17 protein-coding genes are annotated in these 17,154 nt (G+C 43.8%); 2 read left to right on the top strand and 15 right to left on the bottom strand.

Annotated features, from left to right (window positions below):
• Positions 1-57 precede the first annotated feature (57 nt).
• The 9 genes from tuf to fkpA form a co-directional block, all read right to left on the bottom strand.
• Entirely contained in the window at positions 58-1,242 is a 1,185-nt protein-coding gene (gene tuf, locus Xsze_RS05895) for an elongation factor Tu (RefSeq protein WP_099138574.1), read from the bottom strand.
• Positions 1,243-1,312: 70 nt separating this feature from the next.
• Complete coding sequence (fusA, locus tag Xsze_RS05890; protein WP_038238820.1) at positions 1,313-3,421, bottom strand: elongation factor G; 2,109 nt, start codon at positions 3,419-3,421, stop codon at positions 1,313-1,315.
• A 93-nt stretch (positions 3,422-3,514) separates the two neighbouring features.
• Entirely contained in the window at positions 3,515-3,985 is a 471-nt protein-coding gene (gene rpsG / locus Xsze_RS05885) for a 30S ribosomal protein S7 (protein ID WP_038238822.1), read from the bottom strand.
• Positions 3,986-4,082: 97 nt separating this feature from the next.
• Positions 4,083-4,457: a 30S ribosomal protein S12 gene (rpsL, locus tag Xsze_RS05880; RefSeq protein WP_010848548.1), complete on the bottom strand. Its 375-nt coding sequence runs from the start codon at positions 4,455-4,457 to the stop codon at positions 4,083-4,085.
• Positions 4,458-4,647: 190 nt separating this feature from the next.
• A complete protein-coding gene (gene tusB, locus Xsze_RS05875; RefSeq protein WP_038238824.1) occupies positions 4,648-4,935 on the bottom strand; it encodes a sulfurtransferase complex subunit TusB in 288 nt (95 codons plus the stop codon).
• A 19-nt stretch (positions 4,936-4,954) separates the two neighbouring features.
• Entirely contained in the window at positions 4,955-5,314 is a 360-nt protein-coding gene (gene tusC, locus Xsze_RS05870; protein ID WP_038238826.1) for a sulfurtransferase complex subunit TusC, read from the bottom strand.
• Between the two features lie 14 nt (positions 5,315-5,328).
• Positions 5,329-5,724 carry a sulfurtransferase complex subunit TusD gene (gene tusD / locus Xsze_RS05865; protein ID WP_038238828.1) on the bottom strand — a complete coding sequence of 132 codons (396 nt, stop codon included), beginning with the start codon at positions 5,722-5,724 and terminating at the stop codon, positions 5,329-5,331.
• A gap of 7 nt (positions 5,725-5,731) precedes the next feature.
• Entirely contained in the window at positions 5,732-6,454 is a 723-nt protein-coding gene (locus Xsze_RS05860) for a helix-turn-helix transcriptional regulator (protein ID WP_038238830.1), read from the bottom strand.
• Positions 6,455-7,013: 559 nt separating this feature from the next.
• The gene (gene fkpA, locus Xsze_RS05855; protein WP_038238832.1) at positions 7,014-7,796 is read right to left on the bottom strand and encodes an FKBP-type peptidyl-prolyl cis-trans isomerase; all 783 of its coding nucleotides are present in this window, start codon (positions 7,794-7,796) and stop codon (positions 7,014-7,016) included.
• Positions 7,797-8,048: 252 nt separating this feature from the next.
• On the opposite strand from fkpA, the gene Xsze_RS05850 reads away from it, so the two are divergent.
• The gene (locus Xsze_RS05850; protein WP_038238834.1) at positions 8,049-8,267 is read left to right on the top strand and encodes a SlyX family protein; all 219 of its coding nucleotides are present in this window, start codon (positions 8,049-8,051) and stop codon (positions 8,265-8,267) included.
• A 214-nt stretch (positions 8,268-8,481) separates the two neighbouring features.
• Here the strand turns inward: Xsze_RS05850 and slyD are convergent, their stop codons facing one another.
• The 4 genes from slyD to kefG form a co-directional block, all read right to left on the bottom strand.
• On the bottom strand, positions 8,482-9,012 hold the full coding sequence (gene slyD, locus Xsze_RS05845) for a peptidylprolyl isomerase (RefSeq protein WP_038238836.1): 531 nt from the start codon (positions 9,010-9,012) through the stop codon (positions 8,482-8,484).
• A 143-nt stretch (positions 9,013-9,155) separates the two neighbouring features.
• Positions 9,156-9,359 carry a YheV family putative zinc ribbon protein gene (locus Xsze_RS05840; protein ID WP_038238838.1) on the bottom strand — a complete coding sequence of 68 codons (204 nt, stop codon included), beginning with the start codon at positions 9,357-9,359 and terminating at the stop codon, positions 9,156-9,158.
• Between the two features lie 74 nt (positions 9,360-9,433).
• Complete coding sequence (gene kefB, locus Xsze_RS05835; protein ID WP_038238840.1) at positions 9,434-11,239, bottom strand: glutathione-regulated potassium-efflux system protein KefB; 1,806 nt, start codon at positions 11,237-11,239, stop codon at positions 9,434-9,436.
• A gap of 2 nt (positions 11,240-11,241) precedes the next feature.
• Positions 11,242-11,805 (bottom strand): glutathione-regulated potassium-efflux system ancillary protein KefG, encoded by a 564-nt coding sequence (kefG, locus tag Xsze_RS05830; RefSeq protein WP_038238843.1) that lies wholly within the window; start codon positions 11,803-11,805, stop codon positions 11,242-11,244.
• A 111-nt stretch (positions 11,806-11,916) separates the two neighbouring features.
• On the opposite strand from kefG, the gene Xsze_RS05825 reads away from it, so the two are divergent.
• Positions 11,917-13,860 (top strand): ABC transporter ATP-binding protein, encoded by a 1,944-nt coding sequence (locus Xsze_RS05825; protein WP_038238846.1) that lies wholly within the window; start codon positions 11,917-11,919, stop codon positions 13,858-13,860.
• A 345-nt stretch (positions 13,861-14,205) separates the two neighbouring features.
• Here Xsze_RS05825 and Xsze_RS05820 read toward each other — a convergent pair whose 3' ends face one another.
• Positions 14,206-15,096, bottom strand: a complete 891-nt coding sequence (locus Xsze_RS05820) for a LysR family transcriptional regulator (RefSeq protein WP_038238849.1) — start codon at positions 15,094-15,096, stop codon at positions 14,206-14,208.
• Positions 15,097-16,198: 1,102 nt separating this feature from the next.
• On the bottom strand, positions 16,199-16,618 hold the full coding sequence (locus Xsze_RS05815) for a hypothetical protein (protein WP_038238852.1): 420 nt from the start codon (positions 16,616-16,618) through the stop codon (positions 16,199-16,201).
• Positions 16,619-17,154 lie beyond the last annotated feature (536 nt).

Here is a 17,154-nt window from a genome sequence, read left to right as displayed (position 1 = left end):
ACAACGTATAAAAAGGGCATCTGTCGATGCCCTTCCAAAATGAACACATTAAAAAAATTATGCGATCACTTTAGCAACAACACCAGCACCAACAGTACGGCCGCCTTCACGGATTGCGAAACGCAGACCTTCGTCCATTGCGATTGGAGCAATCAGAGTAACGATCATGTTGATGTTGTCACCTGGCATTACCATCTCAACGCCTTCTGGCAGTTCGATAGTACCGGTTACGTCAGTTGTACGGAAGTAGAACTGTGGACGGTAACCTTTGAAGAATGGAGTATGACGGCCACCTTCATCTTTGCTCAGGATATACACTTCAGATTCGAACTGGGTGTGTGGTTTGATTGAACCTGGTTTAGCCAGAACCTGACCACGTTCGATTTCGTCACGCTTAGTACCACGCAGCAGAACACCAACGTTCTCACCCGCACGGCCTTCGTCCAGCAGTTTGCGGAACATTTCAACGCCAGTACAAGTGGTTTTAGTGGTTTCTCTGATACCAACGATTTCAACTTCGTCACCAACTTTAACGATACCGCGCTCAACACGACCGGTAACTACAGTACCACGGCCGGAGATGGAGAATACGTCTTCAATTGGCAGCAGGAATGGCTTGTCAATGTCACGCTCTGGTTCTGGGATGTAAGAATCCAGTGCGTCAGCCAGTTCGATGATTTTCGCTTCCCACTCAGCTTCGCCTTCCAGCGCTTTCAGAGCAGAACCACGGATGATTGGAGTGTCGTCGCCTGGGAAATCGTACTGAGACAGCAGCTCACGTACTTCCATTTCTACCAGTTCCAGCAGCTCTTCATCATCAACCATGTCACATTTGTTCAGGAACACGATGATGTATGGAACGCCTACCTGACGACCCAGCAGGATGTGCTCACGAGTCTGTGGCATTGGGCCATCAGTTGCAGCAACAACCAGGATCGCACCGTCCATCTGAGCAGCACCAGTGATCATGTTTTTAACATAGTCGGCGTGGCCTGGGCAGTCTACGTGTGCGTAGTGGCGAGTTGGGGTATCGTATTCTACGTGAGAAGTAGAGATGGTGATACCACGCGCTTTTTCTTCTGGTGCGTTATCGATCTGATCGAATGCACGAGCGCTACCGCCGTAGGTTTTTGCCAGAACGGTGGTGATTGCAGCAGTCAGGGTAGTTTTACCGTGGTCAACGTGGCCGATAGTACCAACGTTAACGTGCGGTTTTGAACGTTCAAACTTTTCTTTAGACACGACTCTATTCCTTAATACTGCTCCCCCGTCACTGAGATGAGGGAGCTAAAAAGATAGTAAACCCGAAAACTTATCTAGCTTTGCGAGCTTCAATAATAGCCTGAGCGACGTTGCTAGGCGCTTCGTTGTACTTCAAGAACTCCATGGAGTAAGAAGCACGACCTTGGGTCTGAGAACGCAGGTCAGTAGCATAACCGAACATTTCAGACAATGGTACTTGAGCACGAACAACTTTGCCCGTAGCCACATCATCCATACCATCGATCATACCACGGCGACGGTTCAAGTCACCGATGACGTCACCCATGTAGTCTTCTGGCGTTTCCACTTCAACTTTCATGATTGGCTCCAGCAGAACTGGTTTAGCTTTCATGAAGCCTTCTTTAAATGCCATGGACGCAGCAATTTTAAAGGCGATTTCTGAAGAGTCAACGTCATGGTAAGAACCATCAAACAGAGCAACTTTAACGTCAACGATTGGATAACCAGCCAGAACACCGCTCTTCAGCTGTTCCTGAACGCCTTTATCGACGCCTGGGATGTATTCTTTAGGAACAACACCACCAACGATTTCGTTCGCGAATTCGTAACCAGCACCGCCAGCTTCCAGAGGCTCGATACGTAGCCATACGTGACCATACTGACCACGACCACCGGACTGTTTAGCGTGTTTACCTTCCTGCTCAACAGAAGCACGGATAGTTTCACGGTAAGCAACCTGAGGTTTACCTACGTTCGCTTCAACGTTGAATTCACGACGCATACGGTCAACCAGTACGTCGAGGTGAAGTTCACCCATACCTGCGATGATAGTCTGACCAGTTTCTTCGTCACTGCTCACGCGGAATGATGGGTCTTCTTGAGCCAGACGGCCTAAAGCGATACCCATTTTTTCTTGGTCAGCTTTAGTTTTTGGCTCAATAGCAACAGAGATAACTGGCTCTGGGAATTCCATGCGCTCCAGAATGATTGGAGAGTTCATGTCACAGAGAGTATCACCTGTAGTCACATCTTTCAGACCGATTGCAGCTGCGATATCGCCTGCACGGACTTCTTTGATTTCTTCACGTTTGTTAGCGTGCATCTGTACGATACGGCCAAAACGTTCTTTTTTGTCTTTAACTGGGTTCAGTACGGTATCACCGGAGTTAACCACACCGGAGTAAACACGGAAGAACGTCAGGTTACCCACGAATGGGTCGGTTGCGATTTTGAACGCCAGTGCAGAGAATGGCTCTTCATCGCTGGAGTGACGTTCTGCTGGTGTATCTTTACCGTCTGGCAGCATACCTTTGATGGATTCAACATCAGTAGGCGCTGGCAGGTATTCAATAACTGCATCCAGCATTGCCTGAACACCTTTGTTCTTAAATGCAGAACCACAGGTAACCAGGATAATTTCGTTAGCCAGAACGCGCTTACGCAGAGCTGTCTTGATCTCTTCTTCAGTCAGCTCTTCACCGCTCAGATATTTGTCCATCAGGTCTTCTGATGCTTCTGCTGCGGATTCGATCAGGTTCTGATGCCATTCCTGAGCCAGTTCAACCATGTCTGCTGGGATATCTTCATAACTGAAGGTAGTACCCTGATCAGCTTCGTTCCAGTTGATTGCTTTCATTTTCAACAGGTCAACAACACCGGTGAAGGTATCTTCAGCACCAATAGCCAGTTGAAGTGGAACTGGGTTAGCAGCCAGACGAGTTTTGATCTGCTCAACAACGCGCAGGAAGTTCGCACCCATACGGTCCATTTTGTTAACGAACGCGATACGTGGAACGTTATATTTGTTAGCCTGACGCCATACAGTTTCAGACTGAGGCTGAACACCACCAACCGCACAGTAAACCATTACTGCACCGTCAAGAACACGCATGGAACGCTCTACTTCGATGGTGAAGTCAACGTGGCCCGGGGTGTCGATGATGTTGACGCGGTGCGGCTCAAACTGTTTAGCCATACCAGACCAGAATGCAGTAGTCGCAGCAGACGTGATGGTAATACCACGTTCCTGTTCCTGCTCCATCCAGTCCATTGTTGCTGAACCTTCGTGAGTTTCACCAATCTTATGGTTTACACCTGTGTAAAACAGAATACGTTCAGTTGTCGTGGTTTTACCGGCGTCGATGTGAGCACTGATACCGATATTGCGGTAACGCGCTATAGGTGTTTTACGAGCCATTTTTTCCTCTCTCGTGGGCGTTCAATTCAAAGAGCGGGTAGCTGAGTCGCTACCCAGAACATATTCACTGCCGATAACTTACCTAAAAAGGGATTACCAACGGTAGTGTGCGAACGCCTTGTTAGCTTCTGCCATGCGGTGAACGTCTTCACGTTTCTTCACAGCAGCGCCTTTGTTTTCAGCCGCATCAGATAATTCATTCGCCAGGCGCAGAGCCATCGACTTATCACCGCGTTTACGAGCAGCATCAACGATCCAACGCATTGCCAGAGCATTACGACGAACCGGACGAACTTCAACTGGAACCTGATAAGTGGAACCACCAACACGGCGGGACTTAACTTCCACAGTCGGGCGCACGTTATCCAGTGCCAGCTCGAATGCTTCCAGATGATCTTTATTAGAACGCTGAGCCAGGGTCTCAAGCGCGCTATATACGATTGCTTCTGCGGTAGATTTTTTACCATCTACCATCAGGATGTTAACAAATTTGGCCAGCAGTTCAGATCCGAACTTTGGATCTGGCAGAATTTTACGTTGACCAATTACACGACGACGTGGCATGGAAATACTCCGTTTCGAATTCAGGGTTGTCCAAAACTCTACGAGTTTATTTTGACATTAAAGTGAAAAATGTTTGGCCTTACTTAACGGAGAACCATTAAGCCTTTGGCTTCTTCACACCGTACTTAGAACGACCTTGTTTACGGTCTTTAACACCGGCACAGTCCAGTGCACCGCGAACAGTGTGGTAACGCACACCTGGCAAGTCTTTAACACGACCGCCACGGATCAGGATAACGGAGTGTTCCTGCAAGTTGTGGCCTTCACCACCGATGTAGGAAGAAACTTCGTAACCGTTAGTCAAACGTACACGGCATACTTTACGCAGTGCGGAGTTTGGTTTTTTAGGGGTGGTAGTATATACACGAGTACATACGCCACGTTTTTGCGGGCAAGCTTCCAGAGCAGGAACGTTGCTTTTCACAACTTTCGAGCTACGGGATTTGCGAACCAGCTGGTTAATAGTTGCCATTATTAAAAAAGCTCCTGGTTTTTTGCTTCGTAAACACGGATTTTACCCTCCGTCAGCCATGATGACAAAACGAGAGGACGCGGAATTTTATTGCTGACTTGACGAGGTGTCAAGAAATATACAGTTTTTCTATAGTGGTAAAACACAGGGTAAAGTGAATCGCGAGGCAGTCGAAAAACGAAGTGCCCATTTACCATGCAAAATTTTGTTGATGTTTTACTGTTAAGCCAACAAAACCCTTGTAATCAATTACCTGTATAGAGTTTGAAATTCGCACACCCAATCCCCTGGCATTCAGATCTTCCTGCAATGCATAGATCTTTGCCCCGGTGCGGATGAGTTCATTCAAATAACGGTTATCATTGACACCCAACAACACACCATTTTGAATCAGTAAAACATCATCGGCATCAGATACAAGGCCAAGCATTGCATTGAAGTCATCATGGTAAGGTGAACGGCTCACAGTATATAACATGTTACCTTCCGGCAATAGATTAAAATTTCAGCACAACATCGTAGCCTGCCAATAATTCCCGTATTGCTGTAGCAGACAGAAATTCAGCTTCCAACACAAAATCACCGGCCGGCGAGCCTCCCCTGACAACTAAATCATCAAGGCAAATGTAGCATTTCTCAATGTCATAGAGAGGCAAAACCTTAAACGTTGAAATATAGTCGCGCGCCAAAACCTTATCCGGCTGTTGGTTGGGCAGCAATTGGAATACGCCGTCAGAAATAAAGAATACACCTATCTGATCTGTCAGTGCCGAGGCGGCCAACAATGCATCCAGACCTTCCCGGCCGGCAGAGGAGCCGTGGGGGGCTTCAGTAAAAACAAAAGCGATTTTTTTCATTACCCACGTCATCCTTAAAATTGTACAACACGATCACATAACATCATTGCTTCAGCCAGCGATCCCAATCCACTGAGTTCAAATCCCTCTGCCAGATTTGCGGTTGGAAGATTCATTTCACTGGCCTGCTGATGATCGACCACCCCACGCCGCAAGGCTGCCGCAATGCAAACAAAAAGACTGCACGAATGCTGGCTTGCCAATCCCTGCCATGCTCTGACCAAATCAAACTCATCATTGGCGGGCGCCACCAACTGATTCGCATTTTGGATCCCGTCACGATAAAAAAACACGCTATGCAGTTTATGGCCTGACGCGATGAGTGCCTGAGCAAATTGATAGGCCGTGCTGGCTTGCTGGGTTCCGTAAGCTGGCCCGGTGACCAGCAGGCAATAAGACAGTGACGACATGACTTAATTACTTCTCCGGAGTCGCGCATTCACCATGTTTAAACTGGCGAATATAGAGGTATACCGTATGCTTAGAGATATTCAAACGATCAGCAACCTGATTAATCGCATCCTTAATATCAAAAATCCCTTTCTCATAAAGGTTCAATACAACTTGCCGGTTTTTCGCATTATTGGATACATTGCGATCAGCATTCACTTCTTCAATCGTGAATTCCAGCGTCTGGGCAACCAGATCATCCACGGAAGAAGCAAAGTTAACATTCGAAGCAACCTCATGCGTTTTCTCTGGAATAAACGTTTGAATAATCTCAGAAAAAGGAACATCAAGATTGATATTGATACACAAAAGCCCGATAACCCGCCGCTGACGATTACGAATAGCAATAGTCACTGATTTCATCAACGAACCACTTTTTGCCCGCGTGAAATATGCCTTGGAAACACTACTGTCTTCATCCGTGATATCGTGCAGCATCCGCAAAGCCAAATCTGTGATAGGAGAACCAATTTTACGGCCGGTATGTTCTCCGTTTGCTATTCTGACTGCTGAACATTTCAGATCTTCCAGTGAATGAAGGACTATTTCACAATGCCCACCAATTAACATAGCCAGACCATCAACAGCTGCTTCGTAAGATTTTAAAATTTCGTGATCCGTTTCACTAAACGGTTGGTTTTCCAGTAAATCAATATCACTATTGTCACCAGATAATAGCGGGGTAGACATGTAATACACCATCCTTCAAGCTCAGACTTGCCTCACCGAAAACATCAAGGCGAGATTGATTATAAAATCACATATTGCAACTAAGAATCCACTTCAGCAGATAACTACTATTGCAGGTAAACACTCTATACCCTATTTCTTTCAAGTAGTTGCTTTACAAGTGCTACCATTCTCCTTTTAGTCACATAGCTATTTATGTTTTTTTGAGAACAGTTTTTCACTATTCACTGCAACTTAAGATCTATTAGGTATATATTTTATTCGGAATAACGATATTAAACTGCATTACTGACGTTAAAACTACATTGAATTGCCGTCAAGCCCTTGCAACACATACCGTGGGTATTTATCACAACCTTTGTGCCTGATACTTCCGAAATATGAAAAAGATATCTCAATTAATATCGAAGAAAATAATGAGCAGGCGAATTCATTTTTTTATTTATGCTTATTGCTCAACAGGGCTGAAGTAAATATCAGCAGCAGCTTGAAACATAAAGAATAGACATAACCAAATAGGGGCCGGCAGCCCCTTGTGTTATTTATTCATTATCCAAGCTTATTTGGCCTTGGTATCCTTTGCCTTGGTATCAGCAGGTTTAATATCCAGCAATTCAACATTGAAAACTAACGTAGAATTAGCCGGAATTTTTGGCAGGCTTGCCTGACCATAAGCTAACTCAGGTGGAATGACCAATGTGATTTTTCCGCCTTTCTTAATATGCTGCAAGCCTTCTGTCCAGCCAGGGATAACGCTGTCTAGGCGGATAGAGAGAGGTTCTTTGCGATCATAAGAACTATCAAAAACCTGACCATCAATCAAAGCGCCTGTGTAGTTGACCACCACAGTATCGCTCTCTTTAGGCGTTTTTCCAGTACCTTCTTTGTCTATCTTATAAAGAAGTCCTGTTTTGGTTTTCACGACCTTGGCTTGCTTGGCAAATTTCTCACGGTATTTTTCGCCTTCTTTACCATTTTCGCTGGCTTCTTTCTGTGCCTTAGCCTGCGCTGCATCTCTTACTTTGGATTCAAAAACCATCAAAGTCTCTTTGATTTCCTGATCCGTCAGTTTACTTTTCTGGTTCAACGCGTCATTCACGCCGGATAGCAGTTGATTTTTATCGATATTGATACCAAGCTCTTTCTGATCATTCAACGAGCCTGCCATATAACTCCCCAAAGAAGCGCCCAGAGCATAAGAATCCTGCTGTTCTACAGTCTTAAACGCGCTATTTAGTTTCACTTCGCTTTTAGTTTCTGTATTGGCAGCAAACGTTTGAGGTACACTAAACGCCAACGACAATGTTGTTACCAGCAAAGTTGTTTTAAACAATGATTTCATCCTATTCTCCAATCAATTTGGGTGGGTCACCATTAGTACATGTCACGTTTTACTATAACTGCCTACGGAAACCAATGACAATTATCACTACGTCCCTATCTAACAACTATTAAGACAATATTAAAATAAGGCAGCTTCGTATAACTTTTTATTTCTGAATATGTTGAATATCGTGCATAACAATTCAACTAGAAAAAATTTTAAAATAAAACTTATTGACCAGATAATCGACTATATTGTGGAGGTAAGATAATGGAATTATCCGAATTTGAACAACGATTTGAACAATTAGAGACTAAGATTGCATATCAGGAAGCGACGATTGAAGCGTTAAATCAAGAGGTAAGAAAGCAACAAATAGAAACCGACAAATTGAAAGAACAACTACGATTAATGACAGAGCGCCTGAAGACTCATCAAACATCAATCATTGCTCCACTTTCGGAAGAAACACCGCCCCCTCATTACTGAAATCGCCCATTAAGGGCAGTTGCCAGGGAAGGCCCGATTTGACGCCCTCTGAAAGACGGGGTCTTGTGGTGCATTGGATGAAAAATTGGATAATAATTGGATAAAAAAAGAGAAGCCCATTATGCGCGCTTCCCTTTTACTGCTGGCTTACTGTTTTTATCCCCCGACACCGGCCGGGGCTTACAGTTCGTTAGCCGGAAGTTCGTCTGCCGGATTAGTGGCAGCTTCCACCGCAGCATCCATGTTCTTCATGCTCATGATGATGATCACCACAACCACCCTGACCATGTACATGCCCGTGAGCCAGTTCTTCTTCAGTCGCTTCACGAATTGCCACGATTTCAACATTAAATTTCAGATTTTGGCCAGCCAGCATGTGGTTAGCGTCAACCACAACTTCATCACCTTCAATTGCAGTGATTTCAACCGGGATAGGACCTTGGTCTGTATCAGCCAGAAAACGCATGCCAACTTCGATGTCATCAACACCAACGAATACTTCTTTTGGCGCACGCTGAACCAAATTGTCATCATACTGACCGTATGCGTCGTTCGCTTCCACGCTAACATCAAAACGCTCACCTGCCTCACGACCTTCTAATGCTTTCTCCAATCCACTGATCAGAGAACCACGGCCATGCAGATAGTCCAACGGTGCACTCACCGGAGATTCATCAACTAAAACACCGTCTTCTGTTCTTACTTGATAAGCCAGGCTGACCACCAAGTCTTTTGCTACTTTCATGACAACTCCTACATACCCGAGGGAAAACCCCGTGAGGGAAAATTTTTTTACAGCCAAAAAATGCGGCTAATTGTAACGGAATTCTACGTCCCTGTACCTAGTGATGGCAAAATTTATCCACAATTTATTGTGGAGATATTGATTTACTGCGGTGTAAAAATACCAATGACCTGTTCTTGCTCCCTGACATGAGCATTCACCGCTTCATCTGTTTGCCTCTGCGTATGACCACAGCGGGCACATTCGACGATATCAACCTGATTTTCCTGCCACATGGCCAGTGTGTCCTGCGACTGGCATTTCGGACAAACGGCCCCGGCAATAAAACGCTTACGACTGACTGACATAACTCACCCCGATACGATATTCAAATACACTATTCGCCAATATTATATTTGCCCAAGATTATTTATATTCGTCTCTATTCATATTCATCCCACCCTTCCGGCTGGCGACGCTCATTCATCATTTCTCGTTCAACCAATTCTTCCAGCTCTCTGCGAGCTTCTTTTACGCGGGATATGTGAGCCACATCGCCATTCAAATGAGGCATCAATTCACGCAGCATACGCATATCCAACCGCTGGAAATGCTGTTTCGCACGATGGGCTTGATGCGGGTGCATCCCTAACTTGACCAGTACCTTGCTCCCTAAACTCAACGCACTGAGAAACGTTTCCCGATTAAAATCTTTCACGCCATTCTGTAACAATTCGTGGGCTTCCAGACGCCCTCTTGCTCGGGCAAGAATATTCAGATGAGGGAAATGTTTCTGGCACAAATGCACTATCGCCATGATATCTTCCGGCCCATCGCAGGTAATGACGATCGCCTTGGCTTTCATCGCACCGGCAGAACGCAACAATTCCAGTTCACTCGCATCGCCATAATACACCTTATAGCCGTAACGCCGCATGGTGCTAATCACACTCACATCGCGCTCCAGCACCGTAATGCGGATTTTATTTGCCATGAGTAAACGTCCGATCACCTGACCAAATCGACCGAAACCGACTAAAATCACCTGCGGATCATTATCTTCTACAAATGGCTGCTCATGGTTTTCTTCCTGTGCGTTATAGCGGCGCGCTAACAGGCCTTCAATCAATTTCATCACCAAGGGCGTTGTCATCATAGACAATGTCACCACAACCAACAAAAGTGACATTTGATTCTGGTCCAAAACGCCCTGTCCTAACGCGGCAGAAAATAAAACAAAAGCAAACTCCCCTCCCTGACTCAACACGCCGGAAAACTGTAGACACGATGCATTTCGTAACGCGGAGATCCTGCCAATAACATACAATGTCAGGAACTTTATCAGTACCAGTCCGACAACACTCAGCAAAACACTCGACCAATGGGTAAGTAGCACGCCTATATCCAAGGACATACCCACAGAAATAAAAAATAACCCCAACAGCAATCCCTTGAATGGCTCAATGGAGATCTCCAGTTCGTGACGATATTCACTGTCGGCCAACAGCACACCCGCAATAAAAGTCCCCAGAGCCATTGAGAAACCGAGAGTTTCCATGAAAATCGCAGCGCCCAGCACAATCAACAATGCAGCTGCCGTAAACACTTCCCGGACACCTGATTTCACTACAATACGAAACAGGGGACGCAGCAAATACCGCCCGCCCAACAGCATACCTGCAAAAGCGATAACCTTCAGTCCGATGCGACACCAATCACTGGAGCCTGCCCCGCCAGCCAGCAGGGGGATCATGGCTAATGCCGGGATTACCGCCATATCCTGAAATAAAAGAATAGAAAAACCGAGTTGCCCGCCCTCATTGCTCATCATTCCTTTTTCTTTCATCAATTGCAGCGCCATTGCGGTCGATGACATCGCAAATCCAATGCCACCGATAACTGCCGCTTGCCATGAAAAGTTCACTAAGAAAAGAAATAAAGCCAGAACCAGCGCCGTGAATACCACTTGTGCCATACCTGCGCCGAAGATTAATCGCCTGAGTTGCCAAAGCTTTGTTGGATCTAACTCAAGGCCGATGATAAACATCAGGAAAACAACGCCGAGTTCAGAAAAATGCAGAATTTCATCGACGCCTTTGATAAAAGCCAGCCCCCACGGGCCAAGCGCAACACCGGCGATAAGATAGCCCAATACCGCGCCAATATTAAACTTTTGGGCAAGGGGAACTGCGACAACCGCCGCAAATAAAAACAGTATCACGGCACTTAACAGTGCTGAAGTCTCCATGATCATAATCCTCCCAAAGACAAGGGCGCCTGCAACCATGCCTGATAGGCATCCGCATGATTTGCCAGCTCTTCAGGCTGTTGACGTCTGGCCCAATAAATGATCATCGGCGACAACCAATGCATTTGGCACATTGATGCCGTCAATTCGAAAGGCCGGAGAATTTCCTCCATCGGATAGCGATTATCCCCGCCCCTCCGATACGCTCCCTCAGGCTCTCCAGTCGTAATGACCGAACGCCAATATTTTCCTCTCAGCGCCTGTTTCGTACCGCTGACAAAATCACGGCTTAACACGCGATCCATCCATTCTTTCAATAGAGCCGGACAACTATAGGTATATAAAGGGTGCTGGAAGACAATAACGTCATGCTCTCTCAGCAGTTTCTGCTCAAGGGGCACATCAATAAAAAAATCAGGATAATTGCCATAGAGATCGTGAACCATCACATGTTCTAATTCCTGCACGGGGCGCAGCAACACTTTATTGGCCACTGAACTCAAGGGCTCAGGATGGGTATATAACAATAACACTTTAGGTGGCGGTATATTAGGCGATAATAACATCAATCCCCCTAAGACGTGTCAGGACACATATTTTCCGCTACCATGCACGCCAAGCTTTCAAATACATACAACTGAATTATTAACTTAACACATTTTAAGTAGACAACATCTATGATTGTTTTCTCTTCACTGCAAATTCGCCGTGGCATTCGTGTCCTGCTGGACAATGCCAGCGCTACTATTAATCCCGGCCAAAAAGTGGGCTTAGTTGGCAAGAATGGCTGTGGCAAATCTACCTTACTCGCATTACTGAAAGATGAACTTCAGGCAGAAAATGGCTCTGTTACATTTCCCAATAACTGGTCCCTGTCATGGGTAAATCAGGAAACACCTGCGCTGGATACATCGGCACTGGAATACGTGATCGATGGTGACCGCGAATTCCGGCAACTGGAACAGAAGCTAAAGATCGCCAACGAACAAAACGATGGTCATGCCATAGCCCATCTCCATGGCCTGCTGGATACGATCCAGGCATGGACAATCCGTTCCCGGGCGTCCAGCCTGCTACATGGTTTGGGATTCTCTCAGGCCCAGTTGGAACAACCCGTGCGTTCATTTTCCGGTGGGTGGCGAATGCGCCTTAACCTTGCTCAGGCGCTGATTTGCCGTTCTGATTTGCTGTTGCTTGACGAACCGACCAACCACCTTGATCTGGACGCCGTTATCTGGCTCGAAAAATGGCTGAAGAGCTACACCGGCACGCTGATCCTGATTTCCCATGATCGGGATTTCCTCGACCCTATCATTGATAAAGTACTGCACATTGAGCAACAGGCTCTCTACGAATACACAGGCAACTACTCGTCTTTCGAACGGCAGCGTGCAGCCAAACTCGCCCAGCAACAAGCGCTATACCAAAACCAGCAAGAAAAAGTGGCGCACTTGCAAAGCTATATTGATCGCTTTCGTGCCAAAGCTTCCAAGGCCAAACAAGCACAAAGCCGCATCAAAATGCTGGAACGCATGGAGCTTATCGCCCCTGCCCATGTCGATAATCCTTTCCATTTCAGTTTCCGCCAGCCAGACAACTTACCCAATCCACTTTTGAACATGGAAAAAGTCAGTGCGGGATATGGTGATAAAACGGTGCTGGATTCGATTAAATTAAACTTAGTACCGGGTTCACGAATCGGTTTACTGGGGCGCAATGGTGCGGGTAAATCAACGCTGATCAAGCTGCTGGCAGGAGAACTTGCGCCACAGCAAGGGGAAATTGCCTTATCGAAAGGCATTAAACTGGGATACTTCGCCCAGCATCAATTGGAATTCCTGCGGGCGAATGAATCCCCTTTACAGCATTTGGTCCGCATAGCGCCACAAGAGACAGAACAACAACTGCGTGATTATCTGGGTGGATTTGGTTTTAAAGGCGATCAGGTCACCGACCCAAGCGGCCGTTTTTCAGGGGGTGAAAAGGCCCGGCTAGTCTTGGCCCTGATTGTTTGGCAACGTCCAAATCTTCTGCTGCTTGATGAACCCACCAACCACCTTGACCTCGATATGAGACAGGCTTTAACTGAAGCTCTGATTGATTTCGAGGGTGCTCTGGTTGTGGTATCACATGACAGGCACTTACTTCGTTCGACAACGGATGAACTTTATCTGGTGCATGACGGCAAAGTAGAACCTTTCAAAGGGGATTTGGACGATTACCAGCAATGGTTGACCGAACTACAACGCCAGCAAGCCCGTGACAGTCAGGAAAAAGAGAAAGCCAATTCTGACCCTGCGGCAAACACGGCACAAAATTACAGTGCGCAAGAGCGTAAAGACCAAAAGCGGCGTGAAGCAGAATTCCGCCAACAAACACAACCCTTGCGTAAGCAGCTTTCATCCCTTGAAAAACAAATGGAGAAATGGGGAGCCGAATTAGCCCTTCTGGAGGACAAGCTATCCGATAACACACTCTACGAGAATGAGCGAAAGGCAGAATTAACTGAATGCTTACATCAACAGACTCAAACCAAATCCAAGCTGGAAGAGGTTGAAATGGAATGGCTCGACATTCAGGAGCAACTCGAGAAAATGACAGAAGCATTTAATGCGGATTAGAAAACGTATTGCCTGATTGAATCGGGCATTATTACACAATAATGCCCGACTTATTCCTGCTGTTTTATCTCGTCACGGGCTAAGGTATTGAAAATATTGCTCCCAGTTTACATAGTAAAATAATAACGCACTATAAACAGCGGATTTACTCGCCATAAAAATGACAATTCATTTATGCCGGAGGATTATTTATCATAATGAGAAAATACTCGGCTCCCTATTCTCATTTTTCTCTCCTGGCTCATTACTGCGGATCATTTTTATACTTTGCTCGCCAAACTCTAGCCTTGAGTGATGAGTTCTGATGACCACATATTTCATAGAGAACAGGCTTTATTCATTGAGCTAAATATTGGCAACCAATGCGGAGAAATGCTCTGCATCATCAAACAGGTAACTATCCATTGTATTTCCCCAAAACACGCCCAGCTCAATTTTTTTATCTGTCTCAATAATTTCCAAATTATTCATATAACACTCGGGAATAGAACTAATAATCCGCTTAGGGACACATGTATAAGCACTATTTTTTACAATCATTTCGACAATTAACATAATATCATTTGTCTTTAACAACAAATTCATATTTTCATCCGTATAAATAGGGAAAACACTTAAACAATCAGTTAACTCTAACACCTCTTTTTTTTCTGATGAAATTGCCGGAACATCTCCATGTTCTAATGTATTTAATGTCGTTCTAAATTTAGATATCAAATGACTCCTTTTTTTAAATATATACACTAGATTTTCTGTGAACACCTTTTTCGGTTCTACCTGAACAATTGAGGCCAATGGCATGACTGCCACATGTAACATTCCCGAATTCAATAAATTGATTTGCTGTTCAATAGACAATCCTGTTACCAGCGCCAGAACAACATTCCCTTTTTTCGCTGTAACCTGTTTCTCTATCTGAGCGTAGTTATGAATGGGGAAACTGGAGCCGACATATAAATGCCTGACTATTTTTTCTTTTGAATCAAAATGAACCTGACTTTTAAACTGTTCATAATGCGTTAAGAACTTTTTGGTATTCTCCAACGTCTTATGCCCGAAATCTGTCAATCTTGTTCCATTTGGCCCCCTTGTAAATAGTGAAGCACCAAGAATATCTTCCAACCCATGTATTTTTTTCGTTAAAGCAGGCTGAGAAAGATAAAGCCTCTCCGAAGCCTTATGATAATTCAAGGTCTCAGCCAAAACGATAAAAGCTTCAAGATTGCGTATATCCATGTTCTTTCGCCCAATGATTGTTAAGAACTACAAAACATTACAGATTCATGGTGATAGCATTTTAACTTAGTGTTTTGCCAAAGATTTTGTCAGGTCAACCGGTCAAAATGTTAACTAATAAAATGTTAGTTAATAAGGGGACAATTAGCAAAAGATTTATTAATATTGTGATTTAATTACAAAAATAAATAATTTCAATAACGACTAATACTGGATACACATCTTTGATTATGCAGAAAACAATGAACCTCTCGATTATTCATGCCAGATATTTCCCCTCCTCCTTCCAATCGTGGCTTTGGCTTACCAGACAACAACCTGAAACGAATAAAAAATACATCATACAAATAACATCACTTTTAATGATTTTATCTTCCTTATCTTTCAGATTACCACTCCGGAAACGCGACCCTGAAATCCATCAGGTATATATGTCATACAATAAAAGACAATCCAACCTTCAGCCATAATTATCAGTATCGGTTAAATAAGACACCAAAAATATAAAAATCAAAACATCATATTACGAAACAGTTGTATTAATGATTTAATTAATAAAAACAAAGTAACTCATATCTGCTTTATTCATATAAAGGAATATTCCGCAGATATATCACATAAACTATATTACATATAAATAAGCAATTCTTCACTTTTTGAATCATTACCAAATTACTCTTTTTACGTGTGAATAAAGTCATTGGATTTAATATATTGCATCAAATACAACAATCATGGCAGCAACCGTCATAAAACGAGTAAAACACCGCAAAATCCAAAAAAATAATAGCATATAGCCAAGATAAATTATATCATGCTTTGTTATTGGTGAAATATAACTACTCTTATTTCAATTTTTGGATCTTTTTTATATCGGAATATTCCGCTTTACTCTGTTATTTTATGAGTGACGCCTACTGTTTTTTATCGCCGACAAAAATAAACGACATCAAACTATGAACTTAAAAAAAAGTCCACTTTAATGTGTTGGGGTTTTTCTTTAACCACAAATGGCTCAACGATGACAAACATTTCCGTTGCTCTGGATTGCCTGCCACTCTCTTCTTCCGCCACGGCATAAATCGGATAGCGGTTTATGCCGCTATGGATATATTTTGGCAGTGCCAAATTGAGATAGCCATTTTTGAGCTGCACTGGAAACCGTTCCATTCAAGGTTCCCAACGCGTAGGATTTGGCTTGTTCTGTTAGCCGGGATGAAGAAGATGACAATACCATTGCCGCTATTTGAATATTCCTTGTGAAAGTATCTTGAGTATTCAATTCAAGGGAATTACCGCTGCCCAAAGCTGTATTACTTTCATCATGATTAATCTCTGAAATATTTTCATTGGATTTATCACTCCATGCATTCACCTTCCCAAAGTCATTTCTATTTTTAATATGAGCTTCTGCCTTTTTGACAGGCTCATTTGCATGGGTATTTGTTATCAGAAAAGAGAAAAGAAAGACGAGAATTGAAACAACTAAAAAACGAGTATATTTTAAATAATATAAAGTCATATACTGGCACCTTAAAAATCCTACCCTGCTTTAGTGGCATAAAACCGGAAGATACATGCCGTTCAATAGAATACTTCCAAAGCATAAATCAAATTCTTGCTTTTACCGGAATCGCCCCATAATGATTTTCAGTTTTCATTGTGTGAAAAAAACCTTCTTTCATTTTTCAATACCTTATAAAAAATACACCATTGACGCTATATCGCCAGCGATGCTCCACTCGCCGTATACCCAATGGATTTCAGGTTTCACCACAGTGGCAAAGGCCTCCCCAAAAAATAACTGGAGTACAGTAATAAAGAATAAAATCGCATCCCCAGCAGAACTGCAACTTGTAATAACCTGAATATAAATTATATCTGTGTATTTTTATTCAACATGAAAAAAATAAAAATGAAATCATATTCAAGACATATTAGAAAGTTTTTTATTGGCTTATATAATGAAAGATTGCTATCATATGATAATAAAAGAAATTTCTTTTTTTTAATATTCTTTTATTTAACCGATCTGTTGATGATAATTTCAATCAGGAA

It is taken from the genome of Xenorhabdus szentirmaii DSM 16338, assembly GCF_002632585.1.
Taxonomy (GTDB): Bacteria; Pseudomonadota; Gammaproteobacteria; order Enterobacterales; family Enterobacteriaceae; genus Xenorhabdus; species Xenorhabdus szentirmaii.
This window is presented reverse-complemented; position numbering and strand designations above follow the sequence as displayed.

What these genes read in the sequence shown, in the direction of transcription:
- fusA (WP_038238820.1), bottom strand. Translation starts at nt 3,421, where the DNA reads ATGGCTCGTAAAACACCTATAGCGCGTTACCGCAATATCGGTATCAGT.
- rpsG (WP_038238822.1), bottom strand. Translation starts at nt 3,985, where the DNA reads ATGCCACGTCGTCGTGTAATTGGTCAACGTAAAATTCTGCCAGATCCA.
- rpsL (WP_010848548.1), bottom strand. Translation starts at nt 4,457, where the DNA reads ATGGCAACTATTAACCAGCTGGTTCGCAAATCCCGTAGCTCGAAAGTT.
- tusB (WP_038238824.1), bottom strand. Translation starts at nt 4,935, where the DNA reads ATGTTATATACTGTGAGCCGTTCACCTTACCATGATGACTTCAATGCA.
- tusC (WP_038238826.1), bottom strand. Translation starts at nt 5,314, where the DNA reads ATGAAAAAAATCGCTTTTGTTTTTACTGAAGCCCCCCACGGCTCCTCT.
- tusD (WP_038238828.1), bottom strand. Translation starts at nt 5,724, where the DNA reads ATGTCGTCACTGTCTTATTGCCTGCTGGTCACCGGGCCAGCTTACGGA.
- Xsze_RS05860 (WP_038238830.1), bottom strand. Translation starts at nt 6,454, where the DNA reads ATGTCTACCCCGCTATTATCTGGTGACAATAGTGATATTGATTTACTG.
- fkpA (WP_038238832.1), bottom strand. Translation starts at nt 7,796, where the DNA reads ATGAAATCATTGTTTAAAACAACTTTGCTGGTAACAACATTGTCGTTG.
- Xsze_RS05850 (WP_038238834.1), top strand. Translation starts at nt 8,049, where the DNA reads ATGGAATTATCCGAATTTGAACAACGATTTGAACAATTAGAGACTAAG.
- slyD (WP_038238836.1), bottom strand. Translation starts at nt 9,012, where the DNA reads ATGAAAGTAGCAAAAGACTTGGTGGTCAGCCTGGCTTATCAAGTAAGA.
- Xsze_RS05840 (WP_038238838.1), bottom strand. Translation starts at nt 9,359, where the DNA reads ATGTCAGTCAGTCGTAAGCGTTTTATTGCCGGGGCCGTTTGTCCGAAA.
- kefB (WP_038238840.1), bottom strand. Translation starts at nt 11,239, where the DNA reads ATGGAGACTTCAGCACTGTTAAGTGCCGTGATACTGTTTTTATTTGCG.
- kefG (WP_038238843.1), bottom strand. Translation starts at nt 11,805, where the DNA reads ATGTTATTATCGCCTAATATACCGCCACCTAAAGTGTTATTGTTATAT.
- Xsze_RS05825 (WP_038238846.1), top strand. Translation starts at nt 11,917, where the DNA reads ATGATTGTTTTCTCTTCACTGCAAATTCGCCGTGGCATTCGTGTCCTG.
- Xsze_RS05820 (WP_038238849.1), bottom strand. Translation starts at nt 15,096, where the DNA reads ATGGATATACGCAATCTTGAAGCTTTTATCGTTTTGGCTGAGACCTTG.
- Xsze_RS05815 (WP_038238852.1), bottom strand. Translation starts at nt 16,618, where the DNA reads ATGACTTTATATTATTTAAAATATACTCGTTTTTTAGTTGTTTCAATT.